Source organism: Pseudarthrobacter sp. NCCP-2145 (assembly GCF_023708005.1).
Taxonomy (GTDB): Bacteria; Actinomycetota; Actinomycetes; order Actinomycetales; family Micrococcaceae; genus Arthrobacter; species Arthrobacter oxydans.
Genome location: NZ_BRCG01000009.1, coordinates 103923 through 119852 on the forward strand (window position 1 = coordinate 103923; position 15930 = coordinate 119852).

General features: G+C 66.9%; 13 protein-coding genes. 7 read left to right on the forward strand and 6 right to left on the reverse strand.

The window, feature by feature from the left end:
- Nucleotides 1–4: 4 nt before the first annotated feature.
- Nucleotides 5–2380, reverse strand: coding sequence for a DEAD/DEAH box helicase (locus NFU08_RS09965; RefSeq protein WP_251422734.1), 2376 nt, complete (start codon nucleotides 2378–2380; stop codon nucleotides 5–7).
- A 65-nt stretch (nucleotides 2381–2445) separates the two neighbouring features.
- The gene (locus NFU08_RS09970; RefSeq protein WP_174177157.1) at nucleotides 2446–3138 is read right to left on the reverse strand and encodes a GNAT family N-acetyltransferase; all 693 of its coding nucleotides are present in this window, start codon (nucleotides 3136–3138) and stop codon (nucleotides 2446–2448) included.
- Nucleotides 3139–3300: 162 nt separating this feature from the next.
- Here NFU08_RS09970 and NFU08_RS09975 point away from each other — a divergent pair, with 162 nt between their 5' ends.
- A complete protein-coding gene (locus NFU08_RS09975; RefSeq protein ID WP_174177155.1) occupies nucleotides 3301–4194 on the forward strand; it encodes a rhodanese-related sulfurtransferase in 894 nt (297 codons plus the stop codon).
- 15 nt (nucleotides 4195–4209) lie between these two features.
- Here the strand turns inward: NFU08_RS09975 and NFU08_RS09980 are convergent, their stop codons facing one another.
- Nucleotides 4210–4794 carry a hypothetical protein gene (locus NFU08_RS09980; RefSeq protein ID WP_251422737.1) on the reverse strand — a complete coding sequence of 195 codons (585 nt, stop codon included), beginning with the start codon at nucleotides 4792–4794 and terminating at the stop codon, nucleotides 4210–4212.
- 50 nt (nucleotides 4795–4844) lie between these two features.
- The gene (locus NFU08_RS09985) at nucleotides 4845–5321 is read right to left on the reverse strand and encodes a hypothetical protein (protein WP_174177153.1); all 477 of its coding nucleotides are present in this window, start codon (nucleotides 5319–5321) and stop codon (nucleotides 4845–4847) included.
- Nucleotides 5322–5384: 63 nt separating this feature from the next.
- On the opposite strand from NFU08_RS09985, the gene NFU08_RS09990 reads away from it, so the two are divergent.
- The 5 genes from NFU08_RS09990 (at nucleotide 5385) to proC (ending at nucleotide 12482) form a co-directional block, all read left to right on the forward strand.
- Nucleotides 5385–7046 (forward strand): methyltransferase, encoded by a 1662-nt coding sequence (locus NFU08_RS09990; RefSeq protein WP_251422740.1) that lies wholly within the window; start codon nucleotides 5385–5387, stop codon nucleotides 7044–7046.
- 136 nt (nucleotides 7047–7182) lie between these two features.
- Nucleotides 7183–9909: a type I DNA topoisomerase gene (topA, locus tag NFU08_RS09995; RefSeq protein ID WP_251422743.1), complete on the forward strand. Its 2727-nt coding sequence runs from the start codon at nucleotides 7183–7185 to the stop codon at nucleotides 9907–9909.
- A 50-nt stretch (nucleotides 9910–9959) separates the two neighbouring features.
- A complete protein-coding gene (locus NFU08_RS10000) occupies nucleotides 9960–10379 on the forward strand; it encodes an SseB family protein (protein WP_174177147.1) in 420 nt (139 codons plus the stop codon).
- Between the two features lie 7 nt (nucleotides 10380–10386).
- Complete coding sequence (locus tag NFU08_RS10005) at nucleotides 10387–11376, forward strand: Ppx/GppA phosphatase family protein (RefSeq protein WP_174177145.1); 990 nt, start codon at nucleotides 10387–10389, stop codon at nucleotides 11374–11376.
- Between the two features lie 272 nt (nucleotides 11377–11648).
- The gene (proC, locus tag NFU08_RS10010) at nucleotides 11649–12482 is read left to right on the forward strand and encodes a pyrroline-5-carboxylate reductase (protein ID WP_174177143.1); all 834 of its coding nucleotides are present in this window, start codon (nucleotides 11649–11651) and stop codon (nucleotides 12480–12482) included.
- A gap of 13 nt (nucleotides 12483–12495) precedes the next feature.
- Here the strand turns inward: proC and NFU08_RS10015 are convergent, their stop codons facing one another.
- Together NFU08_RS10015 and NFU08_RS10020 are read right to left on the reverse strand one after the other, a co-directional pair.
- Entirely contained in the window at nucleotides 12496–13134 is a 639-nt protein-coding gene (locus NFU08_RS10015) for a TrkA family potassium uptake protein (protein ID WP_172801511.1), read from the reverse strand.
- A 40-nt stretch (nucleotides 13135–13174) separates the two neighbouring features.
- On the reverse strand, nucleotides 13175–14608 hold the full coding sequence (locus tag NFU08_RS10020; protein ID WP_174177141.1) for a TrkH family potassium uptake protein: 1434 nt from the start codon (nucleotides 14606–14608) through the stop codon (nucleotides 13175–13177).
- 104 nt (nucleotides 14609–14712) lie between these two features.
- On the opposite strand from NFU08_RS10020, the gene NFU08_RS10025 reads away from it, so the two are divergent.
- A complete protein-coding gene (locus tag NFU08_RS10025) occupies nucleotides 14713–15924 on the forward strand; it encodes an acetoin utilization protein AcuC (protein ID WP_397425577.1) in 1212 nt (403 codons plus the stop codon).
- Nucleotides 15925–15930: the final 6 nt, after the last annotated feature.

The following is a 15930-nucleotide window of genomic DNA, read 5'->3' on the forward strand; positions in this document are numbered from 1 at the left end:
CAGGTCAGTGCCGGACTTGCAGGCCCGGGGAAGCACCTTCGGTGGCGTCCTTGAGCAGGACGTCGAGGAGGGTGACGGCGGCCCCCTTGTCCAGCGGGTTGTTCTTGTTCCCGCATTTGGGCGACTGGACGCAGGAAGGGCACCCGGAATCACATTCGCAGGCCTTGATGGCGTCACGGGTGGCTGTCAGCCAGACCTTGGCCTTGTCGAAACCGCGTTCGGCAAATCCCGCGCCGCCGGGGTGTCCGTCGTACACAAAGATGGTGGGCACCCCGGTGTCGGCGTGCAGGGCCGTGGACACCCCGCCGATGTCCCACCGGTCGCTGGACGCCACCAGGGGCAGCAGGCCGATCGCAGCATGTTCCGCTGCGTGCAGCGCTCCAGGGAACTGGGCTTCGATAAGGCCTGCCCCGGTGAGGGAGCGATTGTCCACCACGAACCAGACGGCCTTGGTGAAGAGTTCGCGGGCACCCAGTTCCAGCGGCTCCTCCCCAAGGATTTCGTTGGAGATGAGTGCCTTGCGCTGGAAGGAGACAACCTGGGTAGTCACTTTCACGTCGCCGAAATGAACGGAGATGTCACCCCATTCCACCGTCCGCTGGGTCTCCAGCACCTCAATCTGGGTCACGTCCCGGGCTGTGGTGTAGTAATCGGGATTGGCGCGGCGCACCATCACGCAGTGGTCGTCCTCGTTGAGGTCCTCCACCACGTAACTGTCACCCTGGTGGATGTAGACGGCGCCGGTGTGTGCCTGGTAGTGCGTCTGCGGGGAATCCATCGTGCCAAGGAGGGACCCGGTCTCGGCATCCACGATGCTCACCGGCCCGCCGCCGTCGGCCCGCAGGTTCACCATGGCGGCCGCGCTCTGGGAGTGTGTCCAGAACCAGCCCGCGGGCCGCCGCCGGAGGTAGCCCTGCGCCACCAGCCTGTCCAGGAGGGACTCCGCGGTGGCTCCGAACAGGCCCAGCTCCGCGGGTCCCAGGGGAAGCTCGGCCGCCGCGGCGCACAGGTGTGGCCCCAGGACGTAGGGGTTGGAGGGATCGAAGACCGTCGCTTCCACTGACACGTCGAAGATCGCCTCGGGATGGTTCACCAGGAAGGTGTCCAGGGGATCGTCGCTGGCCACGAAGGCCGCGATGGCATCCTGGCCCGCCCTTCCGGCCCGTCCGATCTGCTGGAACAGGGAGGCCCGCGTGCCGGGCCATCCTGCGACCAGGACGGCGTCCAGGCCCGAGATATCAATGCCCAGTTCCAGCGCCGAGGTACTCGAAACGCCCAGGAGCTCGCCGGAGCGCAGCGCCCGTTCAACCGCACGGCGTTCTTCGGGCAGGTATCCGGAACGGTAGGCGGCCACCCGCTGCGGCAGGCTGGGATCCACCTCATCCAGGAGGCGTTTGGTGATCGAGGAGATGGTTTCCGCCCCGCGCCGGGACTTGATGAACGCGATGGTGCGGATGCGCGCTGACACCAGGTTCGCCAGCAGGTCGGCAGTTTCCGCCACCGCCGTCCGCCGTTCCCTGGCGCCGTTCTCGCCCCGGACCTCGGTCAGCGCAGGTTCCCAGAAAGCCACGGTGGTGGAACCGTGCGGGGAGCCGTCACGGGACACGGCCTTGACCGGGGCACCAATGAGGCGGGCGAAGGACACGTCAGGCTCTGACGCGGTGGCGGAGGCTGCGATGAACACCGGCCCCGGATGGGCTGCACCTGCACCGTAGTACGCGCAGATCCGGCGCAGCCGGCGCATCAGGTTGGCCACATGGGAGCCGAAAACGCCCCGGTAGCTGTGGGCCTCGTCAATGATCACGTAGCGCAGGCGGCGGAAGAAGCCCGCCCACCAGGCATGGTTGGGAAGGATCCCGAAGTGGAGCATGTCCGGGTTGGCCAGGATGAAGTTGGCGTGGTCCCTGATCCAGCGGCGGGACGCGGGGTCGGTGTCGCCGTCATAGGTTTCCGCCCGCACGGTGGGCAGTTTCAGGGCGCGGATGGCGTTGAGCTGGTCGGCGGCCAGGGCCTTGGTGGGGGAGAGGTACAGGGTGACGGCGCCGTCGTCGTGGATCTTCCCCGGGTCGGCCAGGACGCGGAGCTCGGAGCGGTGGATGGCGTCAAGGGCCGGCAGCTGATACGCCAGCGACTTCCCTGACGCGGTTCCGGTGGCCACCACCACGTGTTCACCGCCGTGGGCTATGCCGGCTGCCTCCACCTGGTGCCGGTAGGGCTCCTGGATGCCCAGCGAACCGTATGCCGCCACCAGGTCGGGGTGCACCCACGCGGGCCACGGCTCATGCTCGGCCTCGCGGGCCGGGATGGTGCGCACATGACGGAGCTGTTCCGGGTCCGGGCCGCGGCCCAGCAAGGGAATCAGGGAGTCATGGGGGTTCACCCCCACATTGTTTCACCCGGCGGGGCCTGGCCGGCCCCGGTTCGCCACGGGGGTAACAGGACGGGTCAGCTCAGGGAAAGGTCGGAACCGTCGTGGGATGCGGAGAGCATCAGCACATGGGAAACCGTGGTCCAGCCGAGGTGGGAATACAGTTTCCGGCCGTCAGCGGAGGCCAGGAGAAGGCCCTCCTGCACGTCATGCTCGAAGGCCTGGGCGGCCAGGGCCCGCATGATGAAACTGCCCAAGCCACGGCGCTGGAAAGCCGGTTCGGTGATGATCTTGTCGAACACCGCGGTTTCCCCCACCACAAAGACGCGTCCGCTGGCCGCCAGGGTGTCGCCGGAGCGGACCTCTGCGTAGTGCACGCCGTCCTGCTCCCACGTTGAGTGCGTGAGGTCGTCGTCGGGGAGCCAGGGATCCTCTGCGTCCTGGGTTTCCATGTCCACGATCATCATTGCCTGCGAGGCAGAGGTCACGTTCAGGCCGTGCCGTTCCGCCAGGGCGGAGTAACGCGGGATGTCATTGGTGAGGATGGTGAGGACCCTCGCGGGCGCCTCCGCCGTCTTAGCGGCCAGGGCTGCGAATTCATCGTCCGTGGGCTCGGAGGCGAAGAATTCCCAGTCGCCGCTGGTGTCGGCACGGAGCACGGCAGGGAACCGGCCCTCGGTGGATGTCCGGTAACCGCGACAACCGGCCCAGCCGGCCACCCACACCTCAAGAAGGCCAGTGATGTCTTCAACCATGGTTTCCGGACTCATGGCATGAGACTATTCCAGCCCGGTCGCCAGCAACAGGGGGCTGCCAAGAGCTTATGCAATTGTGATGCGGCGAAGCCGGTACGGGCCGGCAGTCGTGGCCGCCGCTCCGGCAGCCACGGTTCCCGCTCCGCCCGTCCCAAGCGTGCCGGTACCCTTAAATACGTGGCTTTAAACCGGATTGTGCTTTTTTACGGCTTTACCCCCCTTCCAGACCCGGAGGCGGTACGGCTCTGGCAGCGTGCGCTCTGCGAGAAGCTCGGGCTGACGGGCCGCATCCTGATCTCCAAGGACGGCATCAACGCCACCGTGGGCGGTGAGATCGGCGCCGTGAAGCAGTACGTGAAGACAACGCGCGAGTACCAGGGCTTCAGGGACATCGACGTGAAATGGTCCGACGGCGGTGCGGAGGACTTCCCGCGCCTCAGCGTCAAAGTGCGCGACGAGATTGTTTCCTTCGGTGCGCCCGGCGAGCTGAAGGTCGATGCCCACGGGGTGGTGGGCGGCGGGACCCACCTCAAGCCCGAGGAACTGCACCAGCTCGTTGACGCCAAGAAGCAAAGCGGGGAGGACGTGGTGTTCTTTGACGGGCGGAACGCCTTCGAAGCGCAGATCGGCCGGTTCAAGGACGCAATCGTCCCGGACGTTGCCACCACCCATGACTTCATCCAGGAGCTCGAGTCCGGCAAGTATGACGGGCTCAAGGACAAGCCCGTGGTCACCTACTGCACCGGCGGGATCCGCTGCGAGGTGCTGTCCAGCCTGATGGTGAACCGGGGCTTCAAAGAGGTGTACCAGCTGGACGGCGGCATTGTCCGCTACGGCGAAACCTTCAAGGACCAGGGCCTGTGGGAGGGCTCGCTGTACGTCTTCGACAAACGCATGCACCTTGAGTTCAGCGACGACGCGAAGACCATCGGGCAGTGCGCCCGCTGCGCAGCGCCCACCAGCAAGTTCGAGAACTGCTCCAACCCCAGTTGCCGGACCCTCACCTTGTACTGCGCGGAGTGCGCCTCCAGCCCGGAAACCCTCCGCTGCCCGGAGGGCTGCGCCGCCTGAGCACAGGCAGCCAGGTCAGAGAAGCCGCAGCCGGTAGGCGTAGTTCGCGCCTGTCCTGGCCTCCACCCTGATGGTGAGCGCTGTTTCCGACGAAAGATAGATGACGTTCTCCCTGTTGATCCCGCACCGGAGCCCCAGGTCCACCAGCGTCAGCGATTCGCTGCGGACCGTGAAGGTCACGCGCCGCTGGCTGCGGCACGCCAGGGACAGCACGTAGGTGCCCGTCCCCAGCACCGGAGTGGATTCGGTCCGGACGTTGCCCGCGGCCACAAGTCCCGCTCCGGCGGAGGCCACCGGCTGCCCGGGGTCGGGAAGCGTGCGGGCCGCCCATGCGCCGGTTTCCTCCTCGCTGACGGGATCGTTCTGCAGGGGGTCGCGGGTGAACACCGGCCCGGGAAGGCGCGTCGCTTCCGCCTCGACGGGCCCGGGCAGGTTCCGCCCGTCGTCGTACGTATATTCACACCCGCCCAGCATCATCCCGGCGGCCGCCACAGCAATGGCGACGGCGGCGGCCGGCTTCCGCCCTGGCCGCACCCGTGCGTCCCCAGCGAGGGCCGTGGGGGCGGTGGATGGCGCGGAGGCCGTCCGCACACTGGGCATAGTCCGACTGTATGCCCGACGGCGGCGGCGGGCCAGAGCACGGAGGGCGGTTAGTCCGCGGGCGCCAGCCGGTAGGCGTAAATGAGGGGTGCGTCCACGCTGTACGTGCTGATCTCCAGTGTGCCGGCATCCGGCAGGGTGATTTTTGTGGATTCCCGGCTGCCGTTGCAGGCTGCTCCGGCGTCCGCCAGCTTCTTCCCGTCCAGCGATACGGCGAAGAAAGCCTTTCCGCCGCCCTCACACGTGGCGGTGAGGATGTAGCGGCCCGCCGGGACATCAGCGGCTTCCCTGATGATGCGGTCCCGGTTGAGGATTTTGCCGGCGTCCTCAAGGACCGCTCCCGGAACCGGGGGCAGCGCCGTGGCCTGCCACTGCGGGACGTCCGCGTTCTCGATGGAAACAACGGGGGAGCACCCGGCCAGGACAAGGGCCGCCGCACCCGCGGACACGGCGGACCACGGCATCAGGCGGGCACGCCGCGCGGGCCGGAGCCGGGCGCGCGGAAGGACGGAAGAACGCGAAGGCATGCCTCAACGCTACCCGGTGCCGGCCGCCCCGGCCTCCGGTGCCCGCCGGACTAAACTTGGGCAGTGCCTAGATCCCCATACGAGTTCACCGCCGGCAACACCCCGGACGCACCCCGCAGCGACCTCCCGGAGCTGCTCACGGCCCTCGCCGCCGATCTGCGGGGCCTGGACTACACGCCCGACGGCGTCGCCAGGCTCCTGGGCGCCGCCGCTTCCGAGGCCCTGAACCGGGACCAGATCATTCCGGCCCTGCTGGCAGTGGACCGGGCTGTGCGCCAGGACGAAGGGAACGCGGCGCTCGCCGCCGTCGTCCGCCTCTGGCTCCTTGCCGAGCCGCAGGCGAAGGACACGCTCGACGCCGCCCTTCCGGGCATCGGTGCCGACGGGCTCCTCACGCTGGGGCTTGTTGAGCCCGTACCCGGCGCGGGCCTGTTGGCCGCCAAGGCTGATCTGCGGCCGTACGGGTGGTCCGGCACCTCCGGGAACAACACAGACGGCAGCGGGGGTGCGGAGCTTTGGGTGGCGAGCGACCTGGCCGCACACCAGCAGGCGGGGGTGCTGCGGCACGACCACGTGCTCGGCATCGGCCAGGCGTCCACCACCCTGGTGCAGACCACCGTCCGCCGCCATACCGGACGCGCCCTGGACCTCGGCACGGGATGCGGCATCCAGGCCTTCCACCTGCTCCACCACTGCGAGCACGTCACGGCCACGGACATCTCCGAACGGGCACTTGCTTTCACGCGCTTCAACATCCTGCTCAACGCCGCGGCCCTGTCCGTTGACCCGTCCCGGCTGGAGGACAGGGTGAGCCTGCGCCTCGGCTCACTCCTGGACCCCGTGGCAGGCGAGGAATTCGGGCTGGTGGTGTCCAATCCTCCGTTCGTGATCACGCCGCGGAGCGCAGGGGAGGCTGCCGCGGAGCAGTTCACCTACCGCGACGGCGGCCTTCCGGGCGATGCGATTGTTGCCTCGCTGGTTGCTGATCTGCCCGGGATCCTGGCCCCCGGCGGCACCGCGCAGATGCTGGGGAACTGGGAAGTGGCGGCCGGAACCGGGTGGCAGGAGCGCCCGCGGACGTGGGTCCGGCCGGACACGGATGCCTGGTTCATCCAGCGCGAGCAGGTGGGGCCGGAACAGTACGCGGAAACCTGGCTGCAGGACGCCTCCGAGGGCCGGGACCGGCAGCACTACCGGGACGCTTACGCGGCCTACCTGGCGGACTTCGAGTCGAGGAACGTGGAGGGCATCGGCTTCGGCATGGTCTGGCTCCGGCGGCCGCCGGCACCCGGGCAGGGCACCTTCAGCCGGTTCGAGGAAATCACCTACCCCATCGAGCAGCCCATCGGCCCCCACCTGGGCGCCGCCGTCGAACGCATCGACTGGCTGGCCGCGCACAGCCTCGAGAAAGCGCACCTGCTGGTGGCCGAGGATGTCACGGAGGAGCGCCACCAGCGCCCGGGAGCGGAGCATCCGGGCGTGATCCTGCTCCGGCAGGGCGCGGGCCTGCGCCGGACAAACCTGCTGAGCACCGAGCTGGCAGGCTTCGTGTCGGCCTGCGACGGCGACCTTTCCGCCGGGCAGATTGCCGGTGCCCTGGAGGCGCTGCTCGGCGGCGGGATGGCAGGCGGGGACGGGTTCGACGCCGGTTCCTTCCGGGGCCGGCTGCTCGCCGATGTGGCCAATCTGGTGCGGGACGGCTTCCTGATCCCTGCCGCCGGATAAGGCGCGGAGCAAGGCGCCGGCGGCGCCCGGCAGAACCCCCTTCTTTTCCACATGGATGCGCACATTTCTGCAAAATATGGTGAACTAGGCCAGTATGGGCGCATCTGCCCGAGCAACCTTTTTCTGTAGGAGCACCGTGCCAAGCAAGGCCAAAACCGGCAAGAAACTCGTGATTGTGGAGTCTCCGGCCAAGAGCAAGACCATCGCCAAGTACCTCGGCGAGGGCTTCATCGTAGAGGCCTCCATTGGTCACATCCGCGACCTGCCGCAGCCATCCGAGCTCCCCGCCGAGCTGAAGAAAACGTCGGTGGGCAAGTTCGCCGTCGACATCGATCACGACTTCAAGCCCTACTACGTGGTGTCCGCGGACAAGAAGAAAAAGGTCACTGAGCTTAAGGCCGCGCTCAAGGACGCCGACGAACTTTATCTCGCAACCGATGGGGACCGCGAGGGCGAAGCCATCGCGTGGCACCTGCTGGAAGTGCTCAAGCCCAAGGTCCCGGTGTACCGGATGACCTTCGGCGAAATCACGAAGGAAGCCATCCAGCGCGCCATGGGCAATCTGCGCGATGTGGACACCGCGCTGGTGGACGCCCAGGAGACCCGCCGCGTCCTGGACCGCCTCTACGGCTACGAAATCTCCCCGGTGCTGTGGCGCAAGGTGGCCCGCGGCTTGTCCGCCGGCCGCGTGCAGTCCGTGGTGACCCGTATGGTGGTGGACCGCGAACGCGAGCGAATGGCCTTCAAAGCCGCCTCCTACTGGGACCTCACGGGCCAGTTCGGCGCCGACGCCGGGTCCTTCAAGGCCAAGCTCGCCGCCGTGGACGGGGCGAAGGTGGCCAGCGGCCGGGACTTCAACGACGACGGCGTCCTGACGTCGAAGAACGTTGCCCACCTGAACGAGGAGCTGGCTGCGTCCCTGGCGGCAGGGCTGCAGGACGCTTCGTTCACCGTCCGGTCCGTCGACACCAAGCCGTACACCCGGCGCCCGGCTGCGCCCTTCACCACCTCTACGCTGCAGCAGGAGGCCGGCCGCAAGCTGCGTTTCTCCTCCAAGAGCACCATGCAGGTGGCCCAGCGGCTGTACGAAAACGGCTACATCACCTATATGCGTACGGACTCCTCCGCGCTGAGCGACGAAGCCCTCACCGCCGCGCGGCGCCAGGCGTCCGAGCTGTACGGCCCGGAGTACATCCCGCAGTCCCCGCGCGTGTACACCGGCAAGGCAGCCAACGCGCAGGAAGCGCACGAGGCCATCCGCCCCGCCGGTGACTCATTCCGCACCCCGGCCCAGGTGGCCAAGCAGCTCTCGGGCGACGAATTCCGCCTCTACGAACTCATCTGGAAGCGCACCGTTGCGTCCCAGATGGCCGATGCGAAGGGCTCGACGGCGACCATCCGGTTGGGTGCCGTCGCTGCGGACGGCCGGGATGCCGAGTTCTCGGCCTCCGGCACCGTGATCACGTTCCCCGGCTTCCTCGCAGCCTACGAGGAAGGCAAGGACGAGACCCGCGGAGACGACGATTCCGACGACGCCCGCCGGCTGCCCAACGTGGCCAAGGGTGATGCCCTCACGGCCTCCGAGATCCTGGCAGTGGGCCACGAAACCTCGCCGCCGCCGCGCTACACCGAAGCGTCACTGACGGCCGAGCTGGAGAAGAGGGGCATCGGCCGCCCGTCCACCTACGCCTCCACCATCTCCACCATCCAGGACCGCGGATACGTCCGGAAACAGGGTTCTGCGCTGGTCCCCAGCTGGATCGCCTTCTCGGTGATCCGCCTGCTGGAGCAGCACTTCAGCGACTACGTTGACTACGAGTTCACCGCGGACATGGAAGGCGACCTGGACAAGATCGCCAACGGCCAGGCCGTGGGCGCCTCCTGGCTCCGCCACTTCTACTTCGGGGAAGAGTCGGACCCGGGCCTGCTGAGCATCGTGAACAACCTGGGGGAGATCGACGCCCGCGAAATCAACTCCATCCCCATCACGGATGAGATCACGCTGCGGGTTGGCAAGTTCGGCCCGTACCTGGAGAGCTCGGCCGCCACTGTTGACCCGAAGACCGGGGAGATCGTGGAGTCGCCCCGGGCCAACGTGCCCGAGGACCTGGCTCCGGACGAGCTGACCGCTGCCAAGGCCATTGAACTGATGGAAACCGCTGCCCCCGAGGAGCGGGTACTGGGCACCGACCCGCACACTGGGCATACGGTGGTTGCCAAGAACGGCCGATACGGCGCCTACGTCACCGAGGTCATCCCGGAGATGACCGAGGAACAGATCGCCGCCCAGCCGGTGGAGTACTACAAGAACGGCAAGCCCAAGCCGCCGAAGAAGCCGGTCAAGGCCAAACCCCGCACCGGCTCGCTGTTCAAGTCCATGACCGTGGAGTCAGTCACCCTTGACGAGGCGCTGCAGCTCATGAGCCTGCCCCGCGCCCTGGGCGAGGACGCCGAAGGCAACCTCATCACGGTGCAGAACGGCCGGTTTGGCCCCTACCTCAAGAAGGGGACCGACTCACGGTCCATCGGCTCCGAGGAAGAGATCTTCACCATCACCCTGGACCAGGCGCTGGAGATCTACTCCCAGCCGAAGCAGCGTGGCGCCCGGGCCGCCGTCCCGCCGCTGGCGGAGTTCGGCCCCGACCCGGTGTCGGAGAAGAACATCGTGGTGAAGGAGGGCCGCTTCGGCCCCTACATCACCGACGGGATCACCAATATCACCGTTCCTCGGGCAACCTCCCTGGAGGAGCTGACGCGTGAACAGGCCGTGGAACTGCTGGCGGAGAAGCGTGCCAAGGGTCCGGTGAAGCGTACGGCCACCCGCAAGGCCCCGGCCAAGAAGAAGGCCACCGCCAAGAAGTAGCGGTGGTTACGGGGTTTGCATGGGGCACTGGATCGTGATCGGGTAGGGGGATGACTGAACAGCCAGCGCACACGGATCTCCAGCCCCTCAACGACCTCGAGGAAAAGCTCGCGAAGGGCGGGCAGCCTGACGCCAGCCCGGTAGACGTCATCCTGTCCTTCCTGAACAGCGAGGTCTACATCATCAGTTCGGACGGCATCGAGGGCGAGGACTCCCAGGTGGAGCCCCTGGTCCTGGGCAATGCCGACGGCGACCCCGTCCTCGCCGTCTTCTCGCACCCCAGCCGCGTGGACCAGCAGTACCTCGAAGCTGCGCCCAACGTGCTGGGCACCCAGGGTGCGGCCATCATCGCGAACATCGGTGACGAACTGGGAATGGTCATCAACCCGGGCGCAGCCTACGGATTCGAGATCAACCCCGAGGGCGTGGCCAACATCAAGCGCGACTTCAAGCGGGCTGACGAGCAATAATTGCACCATGCGGCTAGGCGTCCTCGATATCGGGTCCAATACTGTCCACCTCCTCCTGGTGGATGCCCACCCCGGTGCGCGGCCGGTGCCCTTCGCCTCGCACAAGCGGCCGCTGTCCCTGGTCCAATACCTGGAACCGGACGGCAGCATCAATGACGCCGGCCAGCACGAGCTCACCGAGTTCGTCCTTGAAGCCTGGGAGTTTGCGGCCAGGCACAAGGCCGAAGACCTCCTGGCCTTCTGTACGTCAGCCATCCGCGAGGCCACCAACGGCCCCGAGGTCCTGGCCCGGGTCAAGCACGAAACCACCGTGACCCTTCAGGAACTCACCGGCAGCGAAGAAGCATCCATGACCTTCTTCGCCGTCAGGCGCTGGCATGGGTGGGGTGCCGGACCCATTCTCAACCTGGACATCGGCGGCGGCTCCTTTGAGATGGCCTTCGGCCAGGATGAGCTTCCGGAAGTGGCCACGTCCGTGCCGCTGGGTGCCAGCCGGCTCACGCGGGACTGGCTGTCCGAAGATCCGCCGTCGGCCAAGAGCGTCAAGGAGTTGCGGCGGTACATCCGCGCCACCCTCAAGCCTGCGGTCCGGGAATTCGACGGGTTGGGCCGGGCCAACGTGGTGGCGGGAACGTCCAAGACCTTCCGCTCCCTGGCACGGATCGCCGGGGCCGCCCCCAGCGCGGCCGGCCCCTACGTCAAGCGCGAGCTGCAGGCTTCGGACCTGGGGGTCTGGGCGCAGCGGATCTCGGCCATGAAGGTCGAGGACCGGCTGCACCTGCCGGGCGTCTCCGAAGCCCGCGCCCACCAGCTGCTGGCCGGAGCGCTTGTGGCGGAGGCCGCACTGGAACTCTTCAAGTTCAAGAAGCTGAGGATCTGCCCTTGGGCCTTGCGTGAAGGCCTCATCCTCCGCCGGCTGGACCAGCTGGTGTTTTCCGGGCCCCTGGAGCTCGCACCCCACCTGGCCCCGCCGCAGACTGTCGAAGCCGCGGTCTAGGAACTCCTTAAAAGGGAAGTACCGGCGTCGGCAACAGGAAAATGGGGGAAAACCTGTTGCCGGACGCCGGTACCCTGGCAGGGATCCCCATCCCTGCCGCATCACTCGCACCCTCAATGAGGTAGTACCCACGCTAGGACTCCAAGTTGTGAGGCACCTGCACCCAACATGTGAGCCACCTGTGAATGGGTTTCGGCGAGTTCCCACCCTTTTGTGTCCGCCCCGGGTCATGGATTTCTGCGCTTGCCGGGCCGAACTGTAATGATGGAGCCATGAGCAACCGAATCGCATTCCTTGGCTGTGGATCCATGAACGAAGCAATTCTGAGTGGCCTGCTGGAATCCGGAACGGATCCGGCGGACGTCGTCGCAACCGTCCGGAGGGCAGAGCGTGCCGCAGAGCTGGCGGAACGGCACCACGGGGTGACCGCAATCGCCGGGGAAGAGGAGCCGGACAACAACAAGCAGGCAACCAAGGGATCCGGCGTCGTGATCCTGGGCGTCAAGCCTGTTGGCATCACGGAGCTGGCGCGGGAAATCAGCAGCTCGCTCTCGCCCACCACGGTGGTGGTCAGCGTGGCAGCGGCGGTGTCCATTGCCCAGCTTGAGGCGGCACTGCCCGCAGGGCAGCCGGTGATCCGCTCCATGCCCAATACACCGGCCAAGCTGGGCCGCGGCGTGGTGTCGGTCTCGCCGGGCACCAGCTGCACCCCTGAACAGCTCAAGAGGGTCAAGGATGTCCTGCACGGTGCGGGGACGGTGGTGGAGGTCCCCGAGGAACAGGTGGACGCGCTCTCTGCGATCAGCGGTTCCGGACCGGCGTACGCGTTCTACCTGGCTGAAGCAATGGCCGCAGCGGGCCGGGAGCTTGGCCTGGACCCGGAACTGTCCCTTCTCCTCGCCCGGGAAACGGTGGCCGGAGCCGGCTTTATGCTGGCCGAGCCCGGTGCCGATCCCACCGCACTGCGCAAGGCCGTGACCAGCCCGAACGGCACCACCGAGAGGGCCATCGCCACGTTCGACGAGCGCGGCCTTCCCGCCATCATTGCCGCCGGTGCCCGCGCCGCCGCGGAGCGCGCAGCCGAGATCACCAGGCAGCTCGGCTGACTCACGTCGGGAACTAGGGCCGGGCTGCGAACCGTTCCAGCAGGTCCACGTGCCCGGACACGATCAGCATATCCCGGGAGGACACCTTGGTCTCCGGGCGGGCGTAGGTGAAGTCCTCACCCGGTGACTTCACACCAACGATCGTCACGCCGTACTTGGACCTGACCTTGGATTCGTCCAGCGTGAATCCCACCGTTTCGCGCGGGGGGTACATCTTGACGATGGCGAAGTCGTCGTCGAATTCGATGAAGTCCAGCATCCGGCCGGAGACCAGGTGCGCGGCCCGGACGCCGGCGTCGGCCTCCGGATAGATCACATGGTTGGCGCCGATGCGGGTAAGGATTTTGCCGTGGGAGGGCGTAATGGCCTTCACCCAGAGGTGTTCGATGCCCAGGTCCACGAGGTTGACAGTGATCAGCACCGAGGATTCGATGGACGTGCCCACCCCCACGACGGCCGAGCTGAACTCCTGGGCGCCCAGCTGGCGGAGTGCGTCGATGTTGGTGGCGTCAGCCTCCACGACGTGGGTGAGCAGCGGCGCCCATTTCTGGACGAGGGTCCTGTCCCGTTCGATGGCGAGGACCTCGCGGCCCTGCTTGACCAGCTGCTCTGCCGTGGAGGAACCGAACCGTCCCAGCCCGATGACCAGCACGGGAGCGTTGTGGGCGGGGCGACGCGGGGCGTCGGGTGAACTAGCCAATGATGGGCCTCTCTTCGGGATAGTGGTAGAGCTGGCTGCGCTGGCGAAGGGCCAGGGCGGCTGCGAGGGTGACCGTTCCTACGCGCCCGGCGAACATCAGGGCAGTGAGGACGTAAACGCCCGACGGCGGCACTTCAGCGCTGAGGTTGGTGCTGAGGCCGCAGGTGGCGAACGCGGAGATCGTTTCGAACAGCACCCGGTCCAGTGACGCCCCGCTGATATGGAGCAGGAGGAATGCCGAGACGGACACCAGGGTGGCCCCGGCGACGATCACCGAGATGGCTACCCGCATGGTGCCTTGGGGGATGGTCCGGCCGTACACCTTGACGTCGGTGTCGCCGCGGCCCTCGGCAACAATTGCCAGGAACATCACGGCGATGGTGGTGACCTTGATGCCGCCCGCGGTGGACGCAGAACCGCCGCCGGCGAACATCAGCGCATCCGTCAGCAGCATGGTGGTGGATTCCATCTGGTTCTGGTCCACCAGGTTGAAGCCGCCGGATCGCATCATGACGGACGCAAACAGGGCGTGGGTGACCTTGTCCCCGACATCCATGGTTCCGATGGTCCGCAGGTTGTCCCACTCCATCAAGGCCCACAGGACGGTGCCCGCCAGCAGGAGGATGAAGGAGACCTGGATGGTGAGTTTGGTGTGCAGGTTCCACTTCTTCCAGTTCAGCCCGTTCTGCTGGAGGACCATCACCACGGGAAAGCCCAGGCTGCCCAGGAAGACGCCGAGCATCAGGGGAACCAGGATCCAGAGGTCTGTCTCGTAGGGCACGATGCCGTCCGAGTGCGGGGTGAAGCCTGCGTTGTTGAAAGAGGAGATGGCGTAGAAAATTCCATGCCAGACGGCCTGCCAGAACGGCTCACCCAGGGTCAGGAACCGGGGGATCAGGGCCAGTGCAAGAATTCCTTCGATTACCACTGACGTGGTGATGACGATCCGCAGCAAGGTGCCCACCTCGCCCAGGCGCCCTGCGTTGTTCATGGACTCGGCGGCAATGATTTTGCCGCGCACTCCCAGTCGCTTGCCAACCATCAGCGCCAGCAGCGAGGCCAGGGTCAGGGTGCCGAGGCCGCCGATGAAGATACCAATCAGGATTACCAGCTGACCGAAGAAGGACCAGTGGACCGCCGTGGACACCACCGTCAGTCCGGTGACGCACACGGCGGAGACTGCGGTGAACATCGCCTGGTGGACCGGGGTGACGGTACCGGTGGCGGAAGAGACGGGAAGGGACAGCAGGAGCGTGAATACAAGGCAGACGGCGGCGAACACCGTGAGGGCAAGACGGGCCGGCGAGGTGTTCGCAATGTCGTCGACGAAGTCCCGCAGCCGCGTAAGGATCCAGAGGCCTTCCCGCTCCTGCCCTGCGGGATGCCAGTTGGCCGGGGTACGGGGCCTCGACTGGCTTTGCGTCATGTGTGGCTTTTCCTCGGTAGAAACTGCTTCCCTCAGTAGTAAACCACTAATGCCTGCGTCATGACTGGGCAGGAGGGGTGCCGCGCTCAGGTAGCCTGTGATTGATGACATACCTGCCGGGCCTCAGCTTGCCCGCGCCCCCAACGGTGGTGGCGTGGAGTTCTGACATGACCGCCTACAATTTCGGCCCGGGCCACCCCATGGCCCCGGAGCGCATGGACCTGACAGCCCGGTTGGCGGGCAGCCTTGGGTTGTTCGACCTGGAGCATGTGGCGGTGGAGGCGCCGGACGTGGCGGACGACGCCGACCTCGAAACCGTGCATTCCGCCGAATTTGTTGCGGCAGTCAAAAAGGTCAGCGCACATCCCGGCGAGACTGACGAGGCCCGCGGCCTGGGCACCGAGGATGACCCCGCTTTTGCCGGGATGCATGAGGCTGCAGCCCGCCTGGCCGGAGCGTCCCTGCTGTCCGCCTCCCGGATCCTGGACGGTTCGGCCCTGCGCGCCATCAATTTCGGCGGCGGCATGCACCACGCCTCCCGCGAGCGGGCCAGCGGGTTCTGCATTTATAACGACGCCGCCCTTGCCGTGCAGAGGCTGCTCGACGGCGGCATCCGCAGGGTGGCGTATATCGACGTCGATGCGCACCACGGGGACGGAACGGAGAGTATCTTCTGGGACGACCCCCGCGTGCTCACGGTTTCGCTGCACGAGAGCGGGCTGACGCTGTTCCCGGGCACAGGGTTTGCGAACGAGATCGGCGGCCCGCAGGCGGAAGGGACAGCCGTGAACGTCGCGCTGCCCTCGGGAACGGGGGACGCCGGCTGGCTGCGCGCCTTCTACGCCGTGGTCCCGCAGTTGGTAGCCGCCTTCCAGCCGGAGGTAATCGTCAGCCAGCACGGCTGCGACTCGCACCGCCTCGACCCCCTGACGCACCTCAACCTCAGCGTTGACGGGCAGAGGGAGGCCGCCTCCGCCGTCGGGAACCTTGCAGCCCGCCACTGCGACAACCGCTGGATCGCCACGGGAGGCGGCGGCTACAACGTCCTCCAGGTGGTCCCGCGGTCCTGGAGCCACCTGATTGCCATCGCGGCCGGGCGGCCCGTGCCGCTGCGCACGCCGGTCCCGCAGGACTGGCGTGATTACGTCCAGGAAAAGTTCGGTTCCTCGGCGCCGGCGCTGATGAGTGACGATGTGGAGCTCTGGTGGCGGTCATGGGAGGTCGGTTTCGATCCCAACGATGCCGTGGACCGGACTGTCATGGCGACCCGGAAGTCCGTGTTCCCGCTCCACGGACTCGACCCCTGGTTCGACTGACGCGTT